The organism is Pedobacter psychrodurus (genome assembly GCF_004331735.1).
GTDB lineage: Bacteria > Bacteroidota > Bacteroidia > Sphingobacteriales > Sphingobacteriaceae > Pedobacter > Pedobacter psychrodurus.
In genome coordinates this window covers 171636-192198 of record NZ_SJSO01000003.1, presented here as the reverse complement: position 1 = coordinate 192198, position 20563 = coordinate 171636, and the positions used below count along the sequence as shown (strand labels likewise).

Here is a 20563-nt window from a genome sequence, read left to right as displayed (position 1 = left end):
AATTTCCAGCGTGCTTTTTTGTTTAATTTTTGAACTCCGTATCGGTTTTCTGTTCTACGATCGGATGACCTAAATTATCCGGATTTTCAGGTGCCAGGATGGCACAAAGCGTTGCCGATCCACCACATTCCGAAGGCAGGCTGACGGTGGCTGTATAGTTGTTACCATCAGTTGGCGAACCTCCATTGTACCTGTACCATTGAGGTGTCAGTTTACCATTAGCATTAAACATTGTTGAAGCGTAAGTGGCTACGCTTCCGCCCACAGCCGTTACGGCCACAAGCATTCCGAAAATTAACTTTTTCATGATTTTTGTTTTTGTATTATGTTTAAGATTCCCCTGTTTCTTTTGACAGGTCAGAGAATTTACCTGTTTCCGCGCGTGGATATCTTTAGTTTAGTTAACCAATAATTAACCAGGAGACCGATTATAGCCATTAGAATAAATGCAATATTGAATAAGAAATGTTGTGGCCAGGTCATCCCGGAGATCACGCCCCCGCAGCTGCAGGGCAGTTTGCTCCGCACCATGATGTGATAACCCAGGTAAATCGTAAAACAGACCATTAAAAAAAGAGAAACCCATAACCCTTTGATCCTGGTTTTAGGAAAGATCAGTAAAAGCCCGAATAGCACTTCCAGTACAATGATAAAGCTTGCAAGAAAAAGATGCATCCAACCGATCAACGGCAGCTCGCTCAGTATCTTTACAAAAGAACTATAAGTAATCATCTTACTAAAAGCAGTATAAAAAAACAATAAAATGTACAGGTAGATCACCAGATCTAAAACCAGCTCCGGAAATTTAATGGAACTGAAAAGATTAGACTGCCTTTTTGAAGTTGTTTCCATAGTTTTGTAGTTTAAGCAAAAATTAAAATTTGTTTATCCCCGCACCAAACCTGCCTATGAGCTCCAATACCATCTCCCTGATCTCATCAAGTTCCGGCCGCTTTTCCGGCTGCCTTTCCAGTCCCCGTGAAACGATTTGTGCAACATCGGGCTCACCCGTCTTACCATTGATATAACCCTCCATATCTCTTCTTTCTTTCAGGGATAAATCCACTGGCCTGATCCCCGTAAAAAACACTACCATTAAAGCGCAGACGCTGTAGATATCCTGCCCGGCCGACGGGATCTCTCCTAAGTTCTGCTCGGGCGAGATAAAGCCCGGCGTACCGAACCCAAAAGGTGGCAGTGGAAATTGCATTTTTACATCAAAAGCCAGTTCCCAGTCGATCAGATAAATCTCCATTTTTTTAGTCACCAGAAAATTCGCGGTACTTAAGTCACGGTGCAGGAAACCGTTGGCGTGCACCCTGCCAACAATATTGATGACTTCCATCAACACCCCCATCAAAAACTTTTTTTCTTTAACTGTAAGCCCTGTCCAATCCCTGCCCTTATAGATCCCATCAATAATTTTTCCGATATTTTTGCCTTTTATCCATTCCATCACCAGATAACTGTTACCGTTTTCTGAGAATAGATCAAAAACCGCAGGCATAGGAAAAGTTCCCGAGAACCTGTCAAAAATCTGTTTCTGCCATCGCAACCTGTCCCCCATATCCTGCCCTGCGGCATCGGATATCATAAAACGCCTGCCCTCTTTGATCAGGCACCATTTCGGCAGGCAGGAACGACCAACAAAAAGTGCTTTCAATACCTCGCCCTTAGGATCATCTTTCAACAAAGCGATCACAATATATTTGCCGGCCAATACCTGTACCATTGAAAAGGGATGCTTTGGCCCAGCGGTTCCAATGTTATCAGCATAAATATTTTTGGAAAGAAGGCGTTTGCCCGGAACAGCAGGTCCATGAAAACCTTCCATTAACGGAGCAAGCCTTAATACAAGTGCTTCCACATCCTCAGGAACTTCCAAAATCACTACCTTCCCAACATGGGCCGCACCAGCAGCACCATTCAGTACCATCGCCGCACTCCGTTCATCCCTGACAACGGCAAAAGCGATACCCATGGAAACCAGCTTGGGAATCAAAAAGGCAAAAAGGCCAGGAACCTGGCTGATTACAACCGAAAGATAAATTCTTTTCCATCCGCTGCTTCCTATTTCCCCATGCACCAGATAATACCCATCGGTGAGATAGCTGATCCCCATACGTTTTAGCAACCGGGAATAATCTGTCACTGGGATAATTGAAATTGTCGAACTGGATCTTTCCATGTTTTCAGGTTGTAAGTTTAAAGCATCTATCTTTACCTAAGACCAATTTCGCCATGTAATCCGTTTTCAGACATCCCAAAAAGTACGCTGGAAGCAATTGGCTGTCAAATACTCAAAACTGAGTACTACAGCTTTCCCTGCTTTATAAGCTTCATCCTCACATTACGTAGCGTCTGTTCTCCGATCAGCATGTACGATGCTAGATCAGCATCAAGCAGGAGACCACTGCCCAGGATTTCCGGATGAGAACGGTAAAACTCAAGAACTACGGCACTGGCTTCCTTGCTTAGAAGCAAAAGTCTCATCTGCTCTTTTTCCGCAAAATCCGCTATGATCCCCACCGCAAGTTCCCGTGTGCCTTCAAAACGCTCAAAAATCTCCATGACCTCCTTATGTCCGATCAAGATCAGATAGGCACCTGCCAGCGCCACCAGTTCCAGATCAGAGGGGGATTGAAGAAGAAAACTCCTTGCGGCAATGAACGCCCCGCCCGGGTGGATACTGATCAACTGCCTGCCACCCCACTCATTAAAGCCATAGGCGCAAACGTAACCCGAGAAAATGAAAACAGCATCTTTTACAATGTCACCATGTTCGAACAGGATTTCCCTGGCGGGATAGAATTTACCCCTCATATTGTCCAATAAATATCCATGAAGCTCTTCCGGAAGGTTTCTATAGGAGGATAAAAACCGGAAAAATCTGCGCACGGGCTCGCTGTTATCCATCATGATCAGCAGAATGTTTATGGGAAACCAGATCGTCCCCGGACTTCAGACCGATAAGCGCCAACATATGTGAAGAAGATATAAAAATCAGGTTGCCGGGGTACATATCGATCAGTGGAGATTAAGGTTTACAACGATAAAATGATCCATCTCAGATGAAAATCAAAAGCATCCGTGGCGAAACCCTGAAATTCCGTGACGAAATAGGTAATTCTGCAAGAAAAACAACTAATAAACCAGGGATTTACAGTAGTATAATTCACATTCAGGCTAAATCAGCACCCGCATACCCGGCATTCAGAACCGGCCTGGTTGCTTGGGGTTGCTGATCCAGCAACTTGACAGAGGCCGAAAAGCAGCTTTCTTTGCTTAAAATAAAACCAGAGAAAAATGGAAAAGAAAAATTACTTAGGAGCATTCGACCGTTTTGGGGGAATACCCATAGGTATGAACGCGTATATATCGGCGATCAGGCAGGTGCATGAATTTAAAAAAAACGCGAGTATAGAGCATAGCCCGCTCATCCCACTTTACCTTGCCAGTATCGAAACCGGGCTTGCAGCATTAATATTGAGAGAACAGGAAACCCAAAAGACATCTGTTCTGGAATTTTATGACACAGGGGATTTCCTACCATACCCCAGTTCACTTGATCTTGGACCAAGCTACCAGTTTGAAATAAAATTTATTGAAAAAACGACCATTGTTTCCATCAGTAAAAAGCATTTCAATTACCTTCCAAAGATTTTCCCGGAGTGTACCCATCTGTATCAGCAGATTTCAGCTAGCCATTTAACAGGTCAGCTCAGGGGGTATTTATATACCCTGATACGGTTCGAAGCAGAAAGGCTCGCCACGTTCAGGCAGGAGTACCCGATCCTTTCTAAACGCTTACCGTGCGGACTGCAACTTTCATACCTGAAGATGCAGAATAGTAAATAAGGAGCAAATTCACTGATCAACATTGGAAAACTGAACAATATCAATAATTAACTGAATGTCCATTTTTATAATGATCTTTATCTTCCCTGTCAGGGACAGTGGCGGCATCCTTTTGGAACAAAAGATACAGCAGATGGCCCGCCCCTGAGGGGACAGCCAGATACATCCAACAATCATTATCAAATTGACCTAAACTGACAGCAAGAAAACCCAGCTAAATTTGACCTTAATAAAAATAAATTACCAGACCCAACAAAACACCCGCCTTGTCACGCAACCAAATAAGATCAATTTAAACCAGCTGTCCCATGGCTCACCTCCACCTGTCCTTCCACCGCATAAAATCTTCAAATTCCCTCCTGAGCCTTTTCCTTTTATCCCTGTTCCAAAAAAAGCAACCACAAAAAGCACCCAACAGCCCTTAGCTGCGAGCACCAACAATATTGAAAGGGGATACTTTGCCCCAAGCGCACCGATCATGCAGCAAAAGCTGACAAAAACAGTAAGTATAAATTTTCCAAACCAGTTCATCACCGTGAGTTAACGAATTTTAATTAACAGAAAATTTTCCCGTTCAATCCAGTCAAAGAAATTAAGCGCAAGTTTAAATCCGGCATTAATGTGGTGAAACTGTTGGTTACCGTGATGAAATGGACATTAAGCAGCAAAAACTATATCCCACAAGATGAAATGCGGCTATTAGCTGATCTCAAAAACCTTTCCATCAATGAACAGCGACAGAAACTAAAAACCTTAACATGCCATGAATTATCATCAAAGGTATGGCAGAGAAGTCGGTTGACCTTAATAAGATCATCGATTCGGCCGGTGCACATCAAAGACGAGCGGTTTCCATTTGACAGGTCCTGACCAATATTTTATTAAGCTGCGTGTAAACGCCATTCAGCTTATTTTATACTTTCAATACCCCTGCCCAGCAGCCCCCCAACAGTTTTTCCACACGGTGTTTACAATTTTGCGGCTCAGGATAATTTATGATGAACTAACTTAGCTTAAATTTAATATCATGGACGCGATCAAAACGGTAGAAGATTATAGAAAGGTATTGCTCAGGATCAATACACTGATGAACAAAGGCAGCCAGGCCATCACCTATGAAGAAATGTCCGAGATCCGTGAACTTAGGTCTCAGGCCTCAAGTTATGAAAAGGTCCGCTATGACCACACTATAAACAGTGAAGAAGGGTGCTAGAGATCAATTGTTCCGGTTTAACCTTCGGACTAATATCTATTTAGTTTTAAAGTATCTGACAAGGTTGATCCCACTGGGCAAAACAGAACCCCTATTGGTATTTCCAGCAGTTCATACACCGGACAGAGCAAGGTAGCTCTCGCTATCTGTGCAGAAAATGACCAAAGAACCAATTCACAGGCAGATCCTGCATTTTAGTTCCGTTAAAAAGGTAAATAATGATAATTAAAATAAACGGATCCGGTTCAGAAGACAAAATTTAACCTTTTGCAATAACAAAACCCCGCAAGTCTGACAGCTTACCATCCCGGAACCGCCAGACATCACAATAATCATATTTGACCCATTTCCCATCTCTTTCCTTTAACTCAATCTCCCCAACTGCAATAACGTATTCACCTTCAGTGATCAGATCTTTTACATTAAATTTCGGCGGCTCTGTATAGGTTTCAGCCAGATATTCGCGGACAGCCTGCTTACCGGCTATGGTCCTGTCACCAACAAATTCCCACCTGGTATCCTCTGTACATAATTCGAGGAACCCCTCATGATTACCTGCAGTTATAGCCGCATTGCCCTCGAGCAATATTGATCTGTTTCTTTCCGACATTTTATTTCACTTTATTTATTCTGATTAAATAATCAACCCCTACCCATGGTAAATGTTTGCAATAATTAGTAATGACTTGCTATCCAGACTTAACTTCCAGCTATCCCCGAGCGGCTGCAGCAGCATCCTATTGAAGGAGATATTCAGCAGGCCCAGCTCTTTACGGCAAGCTAGTAAAAACAGTCAGGATAAATTTTTCCGGTCAGTTCATAAGCGTTAATTAATCCGGACTGCCCACCATAAGCAGGTCATACCCAATCCTGCCCGGAAAATTAAGTAAGGGTAATCAAAAACTGCCACCACTGTGATGAAACAGATGATTAACGTGGTGGGAAGAGCCAAATACAGTACAGGCTGGATAATAAAAAAAACCGATCAGGTAAGCATGCTTACCTGATCGGTTTTTTTAAAAGCTATTATAAAGCAGAGAATTCAGGATCCCGACAAAATGCACACCATTTTTAAGTTTTGTTAACTAGGGAACATGAATGATGCATTCTATGATTCCCCCGCTTATTGATCCACTAAAAAAGGTTTATAAAAGGCAGGAGCCGGATCCATTAAGCCAAAAGGTCTTCCATCCCGAATACTCTTAACACATTGTCATATTCAGCTTTAACAGCGTCGTTGGCCCTTTTAGTAATTTCTCCTGCGGTAGTATCGACAACAGTCCTTAATGGTCTTTGACCTTTGGGCAGATTTATCAGGTTTACTATGGCATCAGCAACTTCCTGCGGGTCTGGCTTCTTAGTTTCAAAAATTTGCCCCATGGCTGCGAAGAGTTTATTGGGAACATCCGAGATCGCCTGGTATTTGTCAACAACAGATGCATCAGAACCAAACTGGGTTTTTTGCGACATTTCAGTAGGAAAAGCACCCGGCTGAACGATGGCTACATCAACACCAAGCGGTCTTACTTCATAGTGCAGGCCTTCACTTAAACCTTCCAGTGCAAATTTTGACGCACCATACATGGCCGTAAATGGAGCGGAAAACCTACCCCATCCGCTCGAAACATTGATTATCAGACCTTCAGACTGCTGACGCATAAAGGGCAAGGCCAATTTCATCAATCGCCAGGGAGCGATAAAATTGACATCGAACAGACGCTCCACATCCTCTGTGGTGGAACTTTCGGCGACACCGAAGATTGCAGATCCGGCGTTGTTTACCAATACGTCTATAGTCCCTTCTTTTGCGATAACCGTGTCGAAGGCTTTTTTTACGCTTGCATGGTCGGTTAAGGACACATCCAGAACCGTTACATTTTCTATCTGTGCCAAAGCTTTTGCCCGATCAGCATTTTTACCTTCTGTATCTCTTATGGTGGCATAAACTTTATGTCCCAATGCCGCAACCGACTTGGCGGCAAGCCAGCCGAAACCGCTGTTCGTTCCTGTAATTAAAACAATTTTTTTGCTCATTTTCTTTTTCTTTAAAATAATAATGCAAATGTTGGCATTAGAAAAATTAAAGCATTTACCATTTGGTAAAAAAGCAGCCTCAGCGTAATTTTTTTCTTATCCTGCTTAAGGATTGCTGGGTTATACCCAGGTAAGATGCGATGTAAGAGAGTGGAATGCGGTTGACAAGAGCGGGAAAATATTCAAAGAACGAAAGATACCGTGTGGTCGCATCTTCTGAAATCAAAGGGCTCCTTCTTTCGATCGTTTTTAACAGGCAATTTTTTAAGATCAGGCCTGTAATGGCACTCCAGCCAACAATCGTATTTTCGATCTCATCCCAGTCTTTCTTTGAAAAAACAATTAACCTGCAATCTGTAACAGCCTGTATATACTCGGAAGCCACTACCTGCGCCTCAAACTTTTGCTGATCTGAAACAAAGTTGTTCTCGTCGATAAAATGATGTGTGATCTCCTCGCCTTTGTTATTGTAATAGCAGAAGCGAACCACACCGTCGAGAAGATATCCAACGTGGTTTGGGATTTTTCCTGCTTCCGAAAAATATTCTTCTTTAGCAAGTTCAAGCATTTTTGCTTTGCTCATGATGAAGTCTGTTTGCTGTTTGTTCAAATTGCCAAACTGTAGTAAATAATTGATAAAACCTTCCATAAGTCAAATTTCGCGATTATTGATTGCAGTTCATTTACCATTTGATAAAAAATTCAGGCGGGGCATAAACTAATATAATAATAACACGAAGCTAATCAACTGTTATACCGTGCCAGGCTACCACTTATTATCTCAGTAATCTAATTTCCGCTTTTTAGTAGAGCATGTAATATTCTTTCTCTTCATTCACAGGCGAGGCATACTTTTGAAAAAAAGACTATTGCTCCACAATTTTTTGGATTTGCTAAAGGTATTCCTTTTTACCAATCCGATGAATTCTCATCAAAGTGACGCTACGAAAGTGCCAGCGCAGACATTTCGGCCGCAATGGGATGTTTTTTTGGAAATACTTGAAGGTAAAAAACCTCTTAGTACTTTGCCGAAAGATTGTCCTTATTATTTTTTTTACATAAATTAAAACATGAATAAAACAGAAAAAGGATTAAATTTATTAGCTATTATTTTTAGTGTGTGGTTTGTGCTCACATCTTGGATGTGGTCATCATATGCTGCTCTCTTTATCTCCTATCCATTTGGGATTGTAAGCCTACTTATGTTAGTATTCTCGCCCTATTCCTGGGGAAAAAAATTAATCAAGATATTGCTGATTACTGGATTAGCTCTTTCTATGGCAGCTCTACTCCTTTATCGCTAATATTGCTTCATGCGAGAATTGAAAGAATCCATCAAAAATATATAGGCAATTTAGCTCCTAAAAAAACCTTTTTTCCACAAATAATATATGAGTCCAAAACGCCAACAACAAAGCTTAAAAACACTAAAATCAACCGATGGCATACTCAAAAGTGCGCATTTCAGAGCCGAAGGTAGCGTATTGAAAATTAAGACGTTTTATTAGTATAAATACAAAAAAGTAGTGTTCTTATTACATACAGGGATTATAATATGGAATTTAATTAAATATCTATGGTCAAAAAACTACATGTATTAGGACTTCTGATCCTCATTTATTCCAGCTGTAAAGAAAAGCCACCATTTCAACCAGATTATGAAAATGCTGTTGGTTCTGTAATTAGTTCAGAGAACTGCAGAAGCATACACTCTCAAAATGCCTGGCTGGTCCAATTTGCAGAACCTATCGCCGGGAACAAAACATACGGAGAAGACATAATCTACAATGGCAAAGTATATTCCAACGTTGTCAAGACCTATCAACTTCGCGACTCCGCCAAAGTTGTAGGCAAACGCTACCTTTTCGAATTCTATCTGGATGGAAAGTCGCCCCAACAGGAATGCGACGCCACAGACCCAGTAAATTTTAACATTACAAAAATCCGTTTAAAAAATATTATAGGTATCGCAAATTGACAGATCAGATTAACCTATCTACTCATCTAATGTGTCACTAGAAAAAAAGCACTGAAGCTCGTCAACATATCATTGCATATAAAAACCGACTAAACTGAACTAATCATATTAAAACAGAACATTCTAATGAAAAACGCTTATATTCTTGTTTTGGAGACTACTGTCCCTTTCTGTAACCCAGTGTTCCAAAATCCCATCTTCCGAATCCACTGCTTTGGAAAAATGTAACCTAACGGGCAAACTCACCGGTATCGAAAACCAACAGGGCACCGTATATTTTACCAATGAAGTCAGTGGTATTACCCTTACTGAGTATAGGTATGTAATTATTACTGGCAGTCAAAAGCTTCCCCTGCCGCTCTGCAATTATCCAGCTGGTAAATATCCCTTGAAAGAAAAGGAATCAAAAATATTGACCTTTAGCGCAAAAGTTGAAGCCTTACCGGCCGAAACAGACGCTGTTTCTATCAACGCAGAACTTACAGCTATCCGTTTTTAAAAAATCTTCTAACGGCTGTTTTACTGCCATGATCTTGTACGTACATACAGGCTGTTCAGGATTTATGGTGCGTAAATAGAGCCAGATAATTGTGCAGTATAAAAACCAACCTTCTTAATCTTAATCGCACTCTCATGAAAAAAAATCACTGTTTGATTTCTTATTATTAGCTCTTATTGCATCCGGTGATTTTTTATATCTTTAAACATGAAAAAATACTTAACGCTTCTCTTTTTATTCCTGATATTCCATTTCAGCTGTAAAAAGCAAAGCTCCAGCGATCCCCGGCCACCTGAAGTCAACCTTTATAACGATCAACAAGTCATTGGAAAATGGGTGTACCAAAGTCTGAAAGTCAATGGGACAAGCTACCCTTACCCGCATAGAAGCGGTTGCGGGAAGGATTGTTTTTATTTTCTGAACAGGCCCAGCCAGGACCATGATTATATCGAGGTGATCCACCTCAATTCCAACTGCGCCCTCTCCACAACTAATATGGACTGGAAACTCAAAGGAGAAAACCTTATTCTGAATTTCGGCCAGCATCAGTTCAGCTACAAAATATTAAGACTTACCCAAAGTAACTTTGATGTGCTCATCAATACTGATTATGATGGAGATGGTAAAACTGATCAATTAGAAATCTATGCTACCCGGGAAAGCTGCAGTACGGGTGATCCATACTGCCAAAACTAAATATCAGTTTTCAAATGCGATGACCAGACACAAAAAAAGCCAACCAATCTCAAATCATGGATTGGCCAGCTTATAACATATATACCCTACATCATATCCTCATCCTTAAAGCTAAAATACCCATAAGGCGAAACAATGAGGTGGTCATGAACGGTAATTCCAAGGATCTGCCCTCCCGAGACCAGTTTTGAAGTAAGCAAAATGTCCGCAGCGCTTGGACGCAGCTCCCCACTTGGATGGTTATGTGATACGATCAGGCTGCTTGCGCAGGATTTCAATGCAATGGAAAAAATCACCTTCGGATCGGTAACCACATCTGAAAAGCCGCCCCTGGATATATCCACAACTCCAAGCACCCTGTTCTGCCTGCTCAGCAATACCACCTTAAACTCCTCCAACAGTTCAATCCTGCCAGCATCCCAACTCCTCAACAATATTTTAAAAGCCATATCCGAAGAAGTAACCTTCGGCTGCTCCGCCACTTTGAATTTAGGTCTGTAACTGATTTCGATTTCCGCTACCTGATAATTTACATTTTCCATAATATTTGAATTTAATTATGGTGCATCCAGAGATTTCATGGCAGCCAAGCCGGGAGAAGCAACGGAATAAATGGAAAAACGCAAAGGCCACAGGAAGGTTTATGCCGGAATTTCTTTCCGCATGCCGGCCATGAAACCTAAATTTGTACAAGGATTGAATTAATCCTCCTTCTCATTAATTATGATTTAATAAAAGCGGGAAGCAAAACACATTTTTCTTGCCTGGAGATGAAATAATCTAATTTGAGGGCCATAGGATCAGATATGGGAACTTTAACAACCATTGTCACCTTATATCTGCGTTCCACAGCGACTATCGGACCGAATAAACTTCGTGTACAGGAGGCTTCTCCTGAACCGTCTTCAATCTTTACCAGGATAAACTTACCGAAGATTTATACAGCTTCCCGTTCAAAGTATTATGAGAAAACTGTATCTAGAGTTAACATATGAGTAATTTTCGCTTAAAATGAATTGCCTATCATTGCAGTGAAATGCGTTTTTATGCGTTATTCAAAATAAAAACCGCATGTTAATGAACTATATTTTAGATAAAATGGATAATACGGCATTAAATTTCGATATTTATGCATGATTTTGCGTTTTTAAAAAATTAATTAATACCTCTGTTACATAAAATCAAATCTATGCGTTTAGTTACCTTAATTACCTTCCTGATATTCAACTTCAGCTTTGTATCAGCCCAGAGCGATTCAATCATTTTCAAAAAAATCAACTGGACCAAGAGGCGTCTTGCGCCTGGGGTGGTTTTAAAGCAGGCTTGGTTTAAGGAGAAAAACCTCTTCGGATCCTCACAGTTCATTTCAATTATTGAAGTGAAGCAGCGCAAGAGAAACCGGTTTAGTTTAGCCTATGAACTTCAGCAAAAGAAAACCACGAGCGAATTTGCCACTGAAAAACATGCCGTTGCAGCAATCAACGGAACTTTTTTCGATGTTAAGAATGGTGGCTCGGTAGACTTTATCAAATCGGAAGGAAAGATCATAAACGAAAACCGCCTTTTAGCCGGCGCATCAAGGGCCAGGCATCAGCAGGCAGCTTTGGTGATAAAAAATGGCCGGATGCGCATCGAAAAATGGGATGGGAGTGCTGACTGGGAAAAACAACTTGATGGCGAAGAGGTCATGTTAACAGGCCCACTGCTTGTCCAACAGAGCAGGGAGGTTTCACTCGATACAGCAGGTTTTAACGTGCTTAGGCATCCCCGTTCAGCAATCGGATTAAAGAAGGACAACCGTATACTATTGATCACCATTGACGGAAGAAACCAGAATTCGGCCGGCATGAGTTTATTTGAGCTCCGGAAAATCTTGCCATGGCTTGAGTGTAAAGACGGTATAAATCTGGACGGCGGCGGCTCCACGACCTTATGGGAGCATCGGGACGGTGTGGTGAATCACCCTTCCGATGGTGGTAAATGGAGCAATGAGAACCAGCGAAAAGTTGCTAACGTAATCCTGTTGAACCGATAATAAATTCTTAAATAAACTAAATAATGAAAATTGCATTACTTTCCATTTTGATGATTGCGCCAATCTTGTGGCACAATCCTTCCAAAGCACAAATACGCCCTGATCAGGAGGCGGTCGCCTCAAGCCAGTTGCTCACCGGCGCAGACCAGACCACAAGATACCTGCCTTACCTAAAGGGAAAGCGCATCGGTATGGTGGTCAACCCGTCCTCTTTAATTGCAGGAAAAACCAGCGTTGACAGCCTGAATACCTTGGGGGTAAACATTGTCAAGATTTTCGGCCCGGAGCATGGTTTCAGGGGAAATGCCAGTAACGGGGCACATGTGGATGATAGTACTGATCCAAAAACAGGCATTCCGGTGGTTTCGCTTTACGGCAAATCGGGAAAGCCTGCCGCGAAGGACCTGACAGAAATTGACCTGATGATTTATGATCTTCAGGATGTCGGCGCCCGGTATTATACTTACCTGGCTACCCTTCACCGGGTGATGGAGGCCTGCGGAGAGAACAATAAAGAGCTGTTGATACTTGACAGACCAAACCCGAATGGCTACATGGTAGATGGCCCTGTGCTGGATATGAAACTTAAATCTGGAATAGGATTTCATCCTGTGCCCATTGCACACGGAATGACCGTTGCCGAATATGCCCAAATGATCAATGGCCAGGGATGGATGGCAGGGGGAATCAAATGTAAACTTAAAATAATCCCGATGACAGGTTACGATCATGAGATGCCTTACAGCCCACCTGTATATCCCTCACCCAACCTGAATACCCAGCAATCCATTTTACTCTACCCTTCAATATGCTTGTTTGAGGGGACTATTATCAGTCAGGGAAGGGGAACCGATTATCCCTTTACCGTGCTGGGAAACCCTGATCTTAACGGCAAATACACTTTTGCCTTCACTCCAAGAAGCATTCCGGGAATGAGCGAAAGCCCGCTCTTTATAAACCAGGAATGCTATGGCCTTGATTTAAGAAATTACGATACTAAAAAACTCATCCGGAGTAAACGGATCAACCTGAGCTGGCTGTTGGATCTTTACAAGGCTTATCCTTACAAGGAGCGTTTTTTTGACTTCAGGCAAAGTAAGCAGATGGGAAATTTCGATAAACTGGCCGGAACCACCGCGCTCAAAGAGCAGATTATAGCGGGCAAAACCGAGAAAGAGATCAGAGCTAGCTGGGAACCTGGTTTATCCGAATTCAAAAAGATGCGTAAACAGTATTTACTTTATCCATAACCGGGCATTCAAACGAATGTACAAACTCTTTAAAACAATATGAAAAACAAACTAATTAAGATATTCTTTGCACTGTTCTTTTTTTCTGTGCAGGTTTTCGCCCAGCAAAAGCTTATCAGCGGCAAGGTTACCTCTGCCGATGACGGAAATCCTAACCCCGGGGTTTCGGTGAGGATAAAAGGTGCAGTCGGTGGAACTGTCACGGACGCCAACGGCTCCTATTCCATAAAAGCAGAAAGCGGCCAGGTGCTTTTATTCAGTTTTATCGGAAGTCTCGATCAGCAGGTTACTGTTGGAACTAGCAGTGTGATCAACGTAAAAATGGTTGCAGACACTAAATCACTTAACGAGGTGGTTGTGGTCGGTTATGGTACCCAAAAAAAAGCAAACCTTACAGGTGCGGTGACCACCGTAGATACCAAGGCACTTCAGTCCAGACCAATTACCGATGTGGGCAGGGGTCTACAGGGGGTGGTGCCTGGCCTTACCATTACAACGGCCACCGGGGATATTGGCGGAGATCCCAAGATCAGGCTTCGTGGTCTGAGGGGCTCAATTAATACCGGCGCAGGCGGCGCGGCGCCGCTGATCCTGGTGGACAATGCGGAAATTCCGAGTTTACAACTGATTAATCCAGATGATATTGAATCGATCTCTGTGCTGAAAGATGCGGCCTCGGCTTCAATATACGGAACCCGCGCGGCATTCGGAGTGATCCTGATTACCACAAAAAGCGGCAAAAGAAACGGAACCAACACCATTACCTATTCCAATAACCTGGCATGGGCAACCCCGCTGAATACCCCAAAAATGTCGCTTGCATCCGAAAATTCGCAGGCCACCCTATTGGCCTTGCAACGCTTTAATCCTAGCGCGGTCAGTTTCAAGGTAATCGGCTATACGGTAGATGCCCCAGCGATTGAAAAAATGCGGGAATGGGAAAGAAACTATCTGGGTCAGGATCTGGGCAATGAAATGGTACAGGGACGTGATTTTGATATTACCGGAGGCAACCTGTATTTTTACCGTACCTGGGATCCTGCTAAATTATATCTAAAGGAATGGACTCCCCAGCAGACCCACAACTTAAGCCTGAGCGGAGGGAGTGAAAAGATCAACTATAATCTCGGCGCTGGTTACCTTGGACAGTCAGGCGTGCTTAAGGTAAATCCTGATGGCTTTGACCGATACAATTTTACTTTAGGCGTAAATGCCAGCCCGAAACCATGGGTGGATGTAAGGGGAAAGATCATTTTTTCCAATACCAAAACTACCAGTCCCTTTTCATTTTCCGGGTCCCAGTATGGTCCCTATTATTATCTGTACCGCTGGCCATCTAGTTATCCGTATGGCACCTTTAATGGTCTGCCATTCAGGGGGACGATCACCGAAGTGGAACAGGCCAAGATGGATGAAAACAGAAGCAGTACCGCGAGAATACAACTGGGTAGTACATTTAAACTTGCCAAAGGATTAAACCTGGATGCTGATTATTTTTATACCAGTACAGAGGCGCACCTGCACCAGACCGGCGGCAACACATCAGCTTACGACTTTTGGTCTTTTAATGGCACGAACCTGAATTACACCGCTTACCAGAATGCCTCATTCAATAAGGTCTCCTATAATTCCGCATGGACGCGCATCAATACCGGCAAAGTTTATGCGACCTATAACAAAGAAATCAATGAACACTCGTTTAAGGGAATTCTGGGCGGGGATATTGAGTACAATGAGTCTACGAGTAATTATTCTGAAAAACGTAACCTGCTCGACCCGGATTATGGAGAGATTCCGCTGGCCAGCGGTGATCAGTTCGCCAATGGGGCACATAATCATTTCGCTACGCTGGGCTATTTCGCCAGGATCAATTACGCCTATAAAAACAAATACCTATTGGAGGTCAACGGCCGTTATGATGGGTCTTCACGCTTTCCCAGTAATGACTTATATGCATTCTTTCCTTCGGTTTCCGCGGGCTATCTGCTCAGTGAGGAATCCTTTATGAAAAACAGCAAAACATGGCTGTCGTTTCTGAAAGTGAGAGCCTCATATGGGTCGGTAGGCAACCAGATTGTCGGCTCACCAGGGAGTTATGCGTTCCTGGCTACAATGTCTTCTTCTAATTCTGGATGGCTGCTTCCCGGCGGCAGTGCCATCACCGTAGGCACGCCTGGTTTTGTTTCTCCAAGTCTGACCTGGGAAAAAGTAAGTACTGCTGACCTTGGGATCGATGCCAGGTTTTTGAACAATGATCTGGGGATTACCTTTGATGTGTTCAGAAGAACCACAAGCGGCATGTTGACCAGTGGCGCCACCCTGCCGGCCTCGTTTGGCACCGGGGCTCCGAGAGTTAACTTTGGGGAACTGCAGGGAACGGGCTGGGAGCTGGCTGTTGACTACAACCACCACTTTTCAAGCGGACTACACATCAGCTTTTCCGGAACCCTATCAGATGCTACAGAAAAGCTTAGCAAATTTGCGAATGCCACGCGAAGCCTACCGGGACCGATTTCAGAGATCAGTTCCAGCTATTACGAAGGTATGAAGCTTGGAGAGATATGGGGTTATGAAACCGACCGGTTATTCACCGAGAGTGATTTCTCAGGAAGGGATGCTGCCGGCAGGTATATATATGCTCCGGGAGTAGCCTCCCAGGCCCAACTGGAAAGCGGCTCATTCTATTTTGGACCTGGAGATATTAAATACAAAGACCTCAATGGCGATGGGGTGATTTATTCCGGCACCAATACTGTTGATGATCCGGGCGATAAAAAGGTAATCGGAAATTCAACACCACGCTATCTATACGGCATCAGGCTGGGTGGAGACTGGAAAGGATTTGATGTGAATGTCTTCTTCCAGGGGGTGGCCAAGCGAGATCTTTGGGCCAGTGGCCCGACGGTATTCCCGGGTTTCAGGGGAGCTGAAGGTTGGTATTCCAACCAGATGGATTACTGGACACCTCAAAATCCCGACGCATTTTATCCCCGCCCTACCGACTATGGTGCAAGTGTAGACAGGTGGAACTTCCAGCCCCAGACCAGGTATTTACTGAACATGGCCTATTTGCGTTTAAAAAATCTAAGTGTGGGCTATTCGCTTCCTAAAAATATAATCAAGCGCATCAAAATGGAAAAAATCAGAATATACTTCAGTGGAGAGAACCTGCTGACCTTCGATCATTTGGGTGATATACCAGTTGATCCGGAAACAGACTTTTCCCAGTCACAACTGAATAATGACCGTGCTGGCTTCGGGCGGGTTTATCCTTATAGAAAAACCTATTCTTTGGGATTACAGGCTACCTTTTAATTGATAAAAAACAGAGATGAGAAACATAAAATATTTATTTATAGCAATGTTTGTTGCGGTTTTCGGCTGCAAAAAAATGGACGATTTTTTGGACCGTCCACCACTTGATGACCTGACCAATGATACCTTTTGGACAAGTGAGGCAAATGTAAGAACTTTCGCCTATGGTTTCTATGCAGGCTATTTTCCAGGATATGCATCAGGGTTCAACTTAAGCTGGGGCGGTTATTTTTCCGGAGAAAGCCTGAATGATGATTTCGCGCCGACCACCCCAACCGTATTGACCCGGCAGGTTCCCCAGAGTGGTGGAGGCTGGTCATTCACTGATATCCGTAAGGCCAATATCTTCATCGACCGCATAAAAAATGTACCCATGTCCGCAGAAGCCAAGAAACACTGGACGGGCGTCGGCCGTTTCTTTAGAGGATTGGAATATGCTGGCAAGGTTAAAGCATTTGGAGATTACCCTTTTTATAATAAAGAATTGTCCAATGTGGATAATGACGCACTTTACAGGCCGAGAGATCCGCGCACGATGGTGATGGACAGTGTGCTGGCAGACTTTCAGTATGCTGTGGCCAACGTACGTGTAAGTGATGCTTCAACGGGCCCGCAGAAGCTTATTGTAAACCGGGATGTTGTCCTGGCTTTTATGTCGCGGGTTTTCCTATACGAAGGAACCTGGCAGAAGTATCAGGAAAACAACCTATCCAAGGCAAACGAATACCTTCAGGCCGCTAAATTTGCGGCCAGTGAAGTGATGAGCAAAGGTGGGTATGCCCTTGCGGGGGATTACCGAAAACTGTTCAATTCTCTGGACTTAGCTTCCAATACCGAGATCATCATGTACAGAAAATATCAGACCGGATTGCTCACCCACAGCTTAAACAGCTATGTTAATAAAGAGCTACAGACCGGGGTTTCCAAAAATGCTGTCGAATCTTACCTAGGTAATGACGGCCTTCCTATTTCCATCTCACCGCTTTACCAGGGTGACAAGAACATAAGCAATGTATTGATGAACAGAGACCCGCGTTTGAAGGCGACAATCACCAATGATATCAGGCTTGTTGGCCGTAATGGCAATTACTCAACTTCGGGGTATTCTACACTAAAATTTTTGAATGAGGACATCAAGGACCTCACCAATGGAAATGGCAGTCTGAATGACACCCAAGCTCCTGTTATCCGCCTTGGGGAGGTATTGATCTCCTATGCTGAGGCCTGCGCAGAATTGGGTACGCTAACACAGAGCGATCTGGATTTATCAGTGAATAAACTACGGAGAAGAACAAATATTAATATGCCTGACCTGCAGGTGATCGGTGGCTTGCCAGCTGTAAACAATACCGTTTACAATGATCCTAAAAGAGACCCGGCCGTAGCCCCATTACTTTGGGAAATCCGCCGCGAGCGCCGGGTTGAACTCATGATGGAAGGATTCAGGAATAGTGATTTACGCAGGTGGAAAAAATATGAATACCTGGATACCAAAGCCAATCCTGATATCAATCTGGGCGCCTGGATAAATAAAGCAGATTTTCCGGGCACAACAGCGACAATCCAGAACAATGCCGGCCAGGGCTACATTATACCTGCACCAAGGGCAGAGACGCAGCGGATATTCGATAATACCAGGGTATACCTGAGCCCTTTACCCCTTGATCAGATTAAACTTTATAAGGACCGGGGCGTGGAGCTGAAGCAAAACCCAGGATGGTAAATTTCTTGCTGAAAATTAAAAACATGCTCCAATGGGAGTACAACAATATGAGAAAATTAATCACCTTTTTTTGCCTTCTGCTTATTGCATGTGCTGCGAATGGGCAATCTTTTAAATTTGCCTTTGTGTCAGACACGCATATTGGCGGTAAAACCGCTGCAGAAGACCTGCGCAGAACCGTTGCCGACATAAATGCCAACAGTGAACTTAAGTTCGTGGTCATTACCGGTGATATCACCGAATTTGGATCCGATAGTGAGATTGGCCTTGCCAAACAGATCCTGGACAGCTTAAACAAGAAATGGTTTATTATTCCGGGCAACCATGATACAAATTGGTCGGAAAGTGGCAGCAATACTTTCCGCCGTGTGTTCGGTGCTGAGACATTTGCTTTCCGATATGGGGGATATCTGTTTACCGGGCTTGGTTCCGGTCCTAATATGCGGATGGGCCCCGGGCAGGTACCTAGGGAAAATGTGGTATGGCTGGATTCGGTACTGAAAGCAACACCTACTAAAATCCCAGTTATTTACCTGAATCATTATCCCCAGGATTCGGCGCAGAATAACTGGTATAACGTTATGGACCGCTTGAAAAAGAAAAACCTGCAGCTGATTTTATGCGGGCATGGACATCAGAACCATCAGTACAACTTTGAGGGGGTGCCCGGAATTATGGGCCGTTCTAACTTGCGCGCACAGGACAGTATCGGAGGCTATAACATTGTAACTTTCGAAAATAACCTGGCTTCTTTCCAGCTGCGAAGACCAATGGTTGGCACGGATAATCCATGGGCAAAGGTGGCGTTAAAGCAACTCCCCCCCGAGAAGGACACTGCGGAATTTTTCAGACCGTCCTATGCGATGAATGAAAAGCTCGAAGGGGTCAGGCCACTATGGACCTTTCAGGATCAGAGCGATATCGGTTCGGGCATGGCAGAGAGTGAAAATGCGATTATTCTCAGCAACACCAAAGGGCTCATTTATGCACTGAATAAACGGAGCGGAAAGCGCTTATGGACCTTTGCTACCGGGGGGAAAGTTTATTCCACCGCTGTGGTATCAAAAAACTTTGTTGTTGCCGGATCCTCTGATCAATACATATACTGTCTCTCAGCGATCAGCGGCAAACTGATCTGGAAATTTGCAACCTCAAAGGCTGTGGTCGGTTCCCCTGTGATCCAGGATGACGTCGTTTTTTCGGGTAGCTCCGATGGTCATTTCAGGGCAATTGAACTGAAGACGGGTAAGCTGAAATGGGATTTTGATGAGGTTGCAGGGTTCGTGGTGACCAGGCCATTGATTTATAGAGGGATAATTTACTTCGGTTGTTGGAATAATGATTTTTACGCCTTGGACATCCAAAGCGGACGTATGGTCTGGAAATGGAACAATGGCGCCGGAAACCGGATGCTATCTCCTGCTGCATGTTATCCGGTTGCCACAAACGGCCGGGTGTTTGTGGTAGCTCCAGACCGATATATGACTGCCTTTGACGCTTCAAGCGGGAAAGTGATCTGGCGCAAGCAGGACGTGAAATTAAGGGTCAGGGAATCGATGGGGCTTTCGTCAGACAGTTTGCTGATTTATGTAAAAACAATGGACGGCAACCTGCTGGGCATCTCTGCTTCTGCTCCAGAGATGGAGGTCGCATGGAAATCGGCGCTACAGTTACCGTATGAACTTTGCCCTTCGGCGATTGTCGAAGACAAGGGCGTGGTTTATGTACCGTCCCAGTCCGGAGTAGTATATGGCATTGATCGCATCAGTGGTACTGTGACCTGGAAATATAAAGTCTCAAACTGCCTGGTCAATCCGGTTTTGCCATCAGGCAATCAGGTATATGTAAGTGCAACCGATGGTGCAGTTGTCTGTTTGATCAGAACGGCAATCACAAATGGGAACAAAGACGCCTTAAAGAGAAAGAAAAAATCCCTATAGCGTTATCGCGGGCAACCAGAAT

General features: G+C 43.7%; 21 protein-coding genes. 13 read left to right on the top strand and 8 right to left on the bottom strand.

Annotation, left to right across the window (positions count from 1 at the left end):
* Positions 1 to 22 precede the first annotated feature (22 nt).
* From EZ456_RS04355 to EZ456_RS04340, 4 genes are all read right to left on the bottom strand, one after another.
* Entirely contained in the window at positions 23 to 307 is a 285-nt protein-coding gene (locus tag EZ456_RS04355; protein WP_131527668.1) for a hypothetical protein, read from the bottom strand.
* 59 nt (positions 308 to 366) lie between these two features.
* The gene (locus tag EZ456_RS04350) at positions 367 to 852 is read right to left on the bottom strand and encodes a MauE/DoxX family redox-associated membrane protein (RefSeq protein ID WP_131527666.1); all 486 of its coding nucleotides are present in this window, start codon (positions 850 to 852) and stop codon (positions 367 to 369) included.
* 22 nt (positions 853 to 874) lie between these two features.
* A complete protein-coding gene (locus EZ456_RS04345; protein ID WP_131527664.1) occupies positions 875 to 2188 on the bottom strand; it encodes a serine/threonine protein kinase in 1314 nt (437 codons plus the stop codon).
* 125 nt (positions 2189 to 2313) lie between these two features.
* A complete protein-coding gene (locus tag EZ456_RS04340; protein ID WP_131527662.1) occupies positions 2314 to 2919 on the bottom strand; it encodes a Crp/Fnr family transcriptional regulator in 606 nt (201 codons plus the stop codon).
* Positions 2920 to 3071: 152 nt separating this feature from the next.
* Here EZ456_RS04340 and EZ456_RS25040 point away from each other — a divergent pair, with 152 nt between their 5' ends.
* The 4 genes from EZ456_RS25040 (at position 3072) to EZ456_RS04325 (ending at position 5071) form a co-directional block, all read left to right on the top strand.
* Positions 3072 to 3245: a hypothetical protein gene (locus tag EZ456_RS25040; protein WP_165501240.1), complete on the top strand. Its 174-nt coding sequence runs from the start codon at positions 3072 to 3074 to the stop codon at positions 3243 to 3245.
* A gap of 61 nt (positions 3246 to 3306) precedes the next feature.
* Complete coding sequence (locus EZ456_RS04335; protein WP_131527660.1) at positions 3307 to 3858, top strand: cyclic nucleotide-binding domain-containing protein; 552 nt, start codon at positions 3307 to 3309, stop codon at positions 3856 to 3858.
* Positions 3859 to 4078: 220 nt separating this feature from the next.
* Positions 4079 to 4402, top strand: coding sequence for a hypothetical protein (locus tag EZ456_RS04330; RefSeq protein WP_131527658.1), 324 nt, complete (start codon positions 4079 to 4081; stop codon positions 4400 to 4402).
* 483 nt (positions 4403 to 4885) lie between these two features.
* Positions 4886 to 5071 carry a hypothetical protein gene (locus tag EZ456_RS04325; protein WP_131527656.1) on the top strand — a complete coding sequence of 62 codons (186 nt, stop codon included), beginning with the start codon at positions 4886 to 4888 and terminating at the stop codon, positions 5069 to 5071.
* Between the two features lie 259 nt (positions 5072 to 5330).
* Here EZ456_RS04325 and EZ456_RS04320 read toward each other — a convergent pair whose 3' ends face one another.
* The 3 genes from EZ456_RS04320 to EZ456_RS04310 form a co-directional block, all read right to left on the bottom strand.
* Complete coding sequence (locus EZ456_RS04320; protein WP_131527654.1) at positions 5331 to 5681, bottom strand: nuclear transport factor 2 family protein; 351 nt, start codon at positions 5679 to 5681, stop codon at positions 5331 to 5333.
* Between the two features lie 560 nt (positions 5682 to 6241).
* On the bottom strand, positions 6242 to 7105 hold the full coding sequence (locus EZ456_RS04315; protein WP_131527652.1) for an SDR family oxidoreductase: 864 nt from the start codon (positions 7103 to 7105) through the stop codon (positions 6242 to 6244).
* Positions 7106 to 7184: 79 nt separating this feature from the next.
* Positions 7185 to 7754: a Crp/Fnr family transcriptional regulator gene (locus tag EZ456_RS04310; protein WP_131527650.1), complete on the bottom strand. Its 570-nt coding sequence runs from the start codon at positions 7752 to 7754 to the stop codon at positions 7185 to 7187.
* A gap of 421 nt (positions 7755 to 8175) precedes the next feature.
* Here EZ456_RS04310 and EZ456_RS04305 point away from each other — a divergent pair, with 421 nt between their 5' ends.
* The 4 genes from EZ456_RS04305 (at position 8176) to EZ456_RS04290 (ending at position 10278) form a co-directional block, all read left to right on the top strand.
* Positions 8176 to 8409, top strand: coding sequence for a hypothetical protein (locus EZ456_RS04305; RefSeq protein ID WP_131527648.1), 234 nt, complete (start codon positions 8176 to 8178; stop codon positions 8407 to 8409).
* Between the two features lie 272 nt (positions 8410 to 8681).
* Positions 8682 to 9083: a hypothetical protein gene (locus EZ456_RS04300; protein WP_131527646.1), complete on the top strand. Its 402-nt coding sequence runs from the start codon at positions 8682 to 8684 to the stop codon at positions 9081 to 9083.
* 214 nt (positions 9084 to 9297) lie between these two features.
* Positions 9298 to 9582 carry a hypothetical protein gene (locus EZ456_RS04295; RefSeq protein WP_131527644.1) on the top strand — a complete coding sequence of 95 codons (285 nt, stop codon included), beginning with the start codon at positions 9298 to 9300 and terminating at the stop codon, positions 9580 to 9582.
* A gap of 207 nt (positions 9583 to 9789) precedes the next feature.
* Positions 9790 to 10278: a lipocalin family protein gene (locus EZ456_RS04290; protein ID WP_131527642.1), complete on the top strand. Its 489-nt coding sequence runs from the start codon at positions 9790 to 9792 to the stop codon at positions 10276 to 10278.
* Positions 10279 to 10364: 86 nt separating this feature from the next.
* On the opposite strand, the gene EZ456_RS04285 is transcribed toward EZ456_RS04290, so the two are convergent.
* On the bottom strand, positions 10365 to 10820 hold the full coding sequence (locus tag EZ456_RS04285; RefSeq protein ID WP_131527639.1) for a JAB domain-containing protein: 456 nt from the start codon (positions 10818 to 10820) through the stop codon (positions 10365 to 10367).
* Positions 10821 to 11467: 647 nt separating this feature from the next.
* Here EZ456_RS04285 and EZ456_RS04280 point away from each other — a divergent pair.
* The 5 genes from EZ456_RS04280 to EZ456_RS04260 are packed head-to-tail and all read left to right on the top strand — an operon-like array spanning position 11468 to position 20541.
* Complete coding sequence (locus EZ456_RS04280) at positions 11468 to 12313, top strand: phosphodiester glycosidase family protein (protein ID WP_131527637.1); 846 nt, start codon at positions 11468 to 11470, stop codon at positions 12311 to 12313.
* Between the two features lie 23 nt (positions 12314 to 12336).
* A complete protein-coding gene (locus EZ456_RS04275; RefSeq protein ID WP_131527635.1) occupies positions 12337 to 13563 on the top strand; it encodes an exo-beta-N-acetylmuramidase NamZ family protein in 1227 nt (408 codons plus the stop codon).
* Positions 13564 to 13602: 39 nt separating this feature from the next.
* Positions 13603 to 16878, top strand: coding sequence for a SusC/RagA family TonB-linked outer membrane protein (locus tag EZ456_RS04270; RefSeq protein WP_131527633.1), 3276 nt, complete (start codon positions 13603 to 13605; stop codon positions 16876 to 16878).
* 16 nt (positions 16879 to 16894) lie between these two features.
* Entirely contained in the window at positions 16895 to 18601 is a 1707-nt protein-coding gene (locus EZ456_RS04265; protein ID WP_131527631.1) for a RagB/SusD family nutrient uptake outer membrane protein, read from the top strand.
* Complete coding sequence (locus tag EZ456_RS04260) at positions 18595 to 20541, top strand: outer membrane protein assembly factor BamB family protein (RefSeq protein WP_225876463.1); 1947 nt, start codon at positions 18595 to 18597, stop codon at positions 20539 to 20541. Before EZ456_RS04265 ends, EZ456_RS04260 begins: the two co-directional genes overlap by 7 nt.
* The last annotated feature ends 22 nt before the right edge of the window (positions 20542 to 20563 follow it).

Coding starts and splice junctions, on each gene's coding strand:
- EZ456_RS04275 (WP_131527635.1), top strand. CDS start 12,337: ATGAAAATTGCATTACTTTCCATTTTGATGATTGCGCCAATCTTGTGG.
- EZ456_RS25040 (WP_165501240.1), top strand. CDS start 3,072: ATGAAAATCAAAAGCATCCGTGGCGAAACCCTGAAATTCCGTGACGAA.
- EZ456_RS04280 (WP_131527637.1), top strand. CDS start 11,468: ATGCGTTTAGTTACCTTAATTACCTTCCTGATATTCAACTTCAGCTTT.
- EZ456_RS04335 (WP_131527660.1), top strand. CDS start 3,307: ATGGAAAAGAAAAATTACTTAGGAGCATTCGACCGTTTTGGGGGAATA.
- EZ456_RS04285 (WP_131527639.1), bottom strand. CDS start 10,820: ATGGAAAATGTAAATTATCAGGTAGCGGAAATCGAAATCAGTTACAGA.
- EZ456_RS04340 (WP_131527662.1), bottom strand. CDS start 2,919: ATGATGGATAACAGCGAGCCCGTGCGCAGATTTTTCCGGTTTTTATCC.
- EZ456_RS04325 (WP_131527656.1), top strand. CDS start 4,886: ATGGACGCGATCAAAACGGTAGAAGATTATAGAAAGGTATTGCTCAGG.
- EZ456_RS04355 (WP_131527668.1), bottom strand. CDS start 307: ATGAAAAAGTTAATTTTCGGAATGCTTGTGGCCGTAACGGCTGTGGGC.
- EZ456_RS04300 (WP_131527646.1), top strand. CDS start 8,682: ATGGTCAAAAAACTACATGTATTAGGACTTCTGATCCTCATTTATTCC.
- EZ456_RS04310 (WP_131527650.1), bottom strand. CDS start 7,754: ATGGAAGGTTTTATCAATTATTTACTACAGTTTGGCAATTTGAACAAA.
- EZ456_RS04305 (WP_131527648.1), top strand. CDS start 8,176: ATGAATAAAACAGAAAAAGGATTAAATTTATTAGCTATTATTTTTAGT.
- EZ456_RS04270 (WP_131527633.1), top strand. CDS start 13,603: ATGAAAAACAAACTAATTAAGATATTCTTTGCACTGTTCTTTTTTTCT.
- EZ456_RS04265 (WP_131527631.1), top strand. CDS start 16,895: ATGAGAAACATAAAATATTTATTTATAGCAATGTTTGTTGCGGTTTTC.
- EZ456_RS04320 (WP_131527654.1), bottom strand. CDS start 5,681: ATGTCGGAAAGAAACAGATCAATATTGCTCGAGGGCAATGCGGCTATA.
- EZ456_RS04315 (WP_131527652.1), bottom strand. CDS start 7,105: ATGAGCAAAAAAATTGTTTTAATTACAGGAACGAACAGCGGTTTCGGC.
- EZ456_RS04345 (WP_131527664.1), bottom strand. CDS start 2,188: ATGGAAAGATCCAGTTCGACAATTTCAATTATCCCAGTGACAGATTAT.
- EZ456_RS04290 (WP_131527642.1), top strand. CDS start 9,790: ATGAAAAAATACTTAACGCTTCTCTTTTTATTCCTGATATTCCATTTC.
- EZ456_RS04350 (WP_131527666.1), bottom strand. CDS start 852: ATGGAAACAACTTCAAAAAGGCAGTCTAATCTTTTCAGTTCCATTAAA.
- EZ456_RS04260 (WP_225876463.1), top strand. CDS start 18,595: ATGGTAAATTTCTTGCTGAAAATTAAAAACATGCTCCAATGGGAGTAC.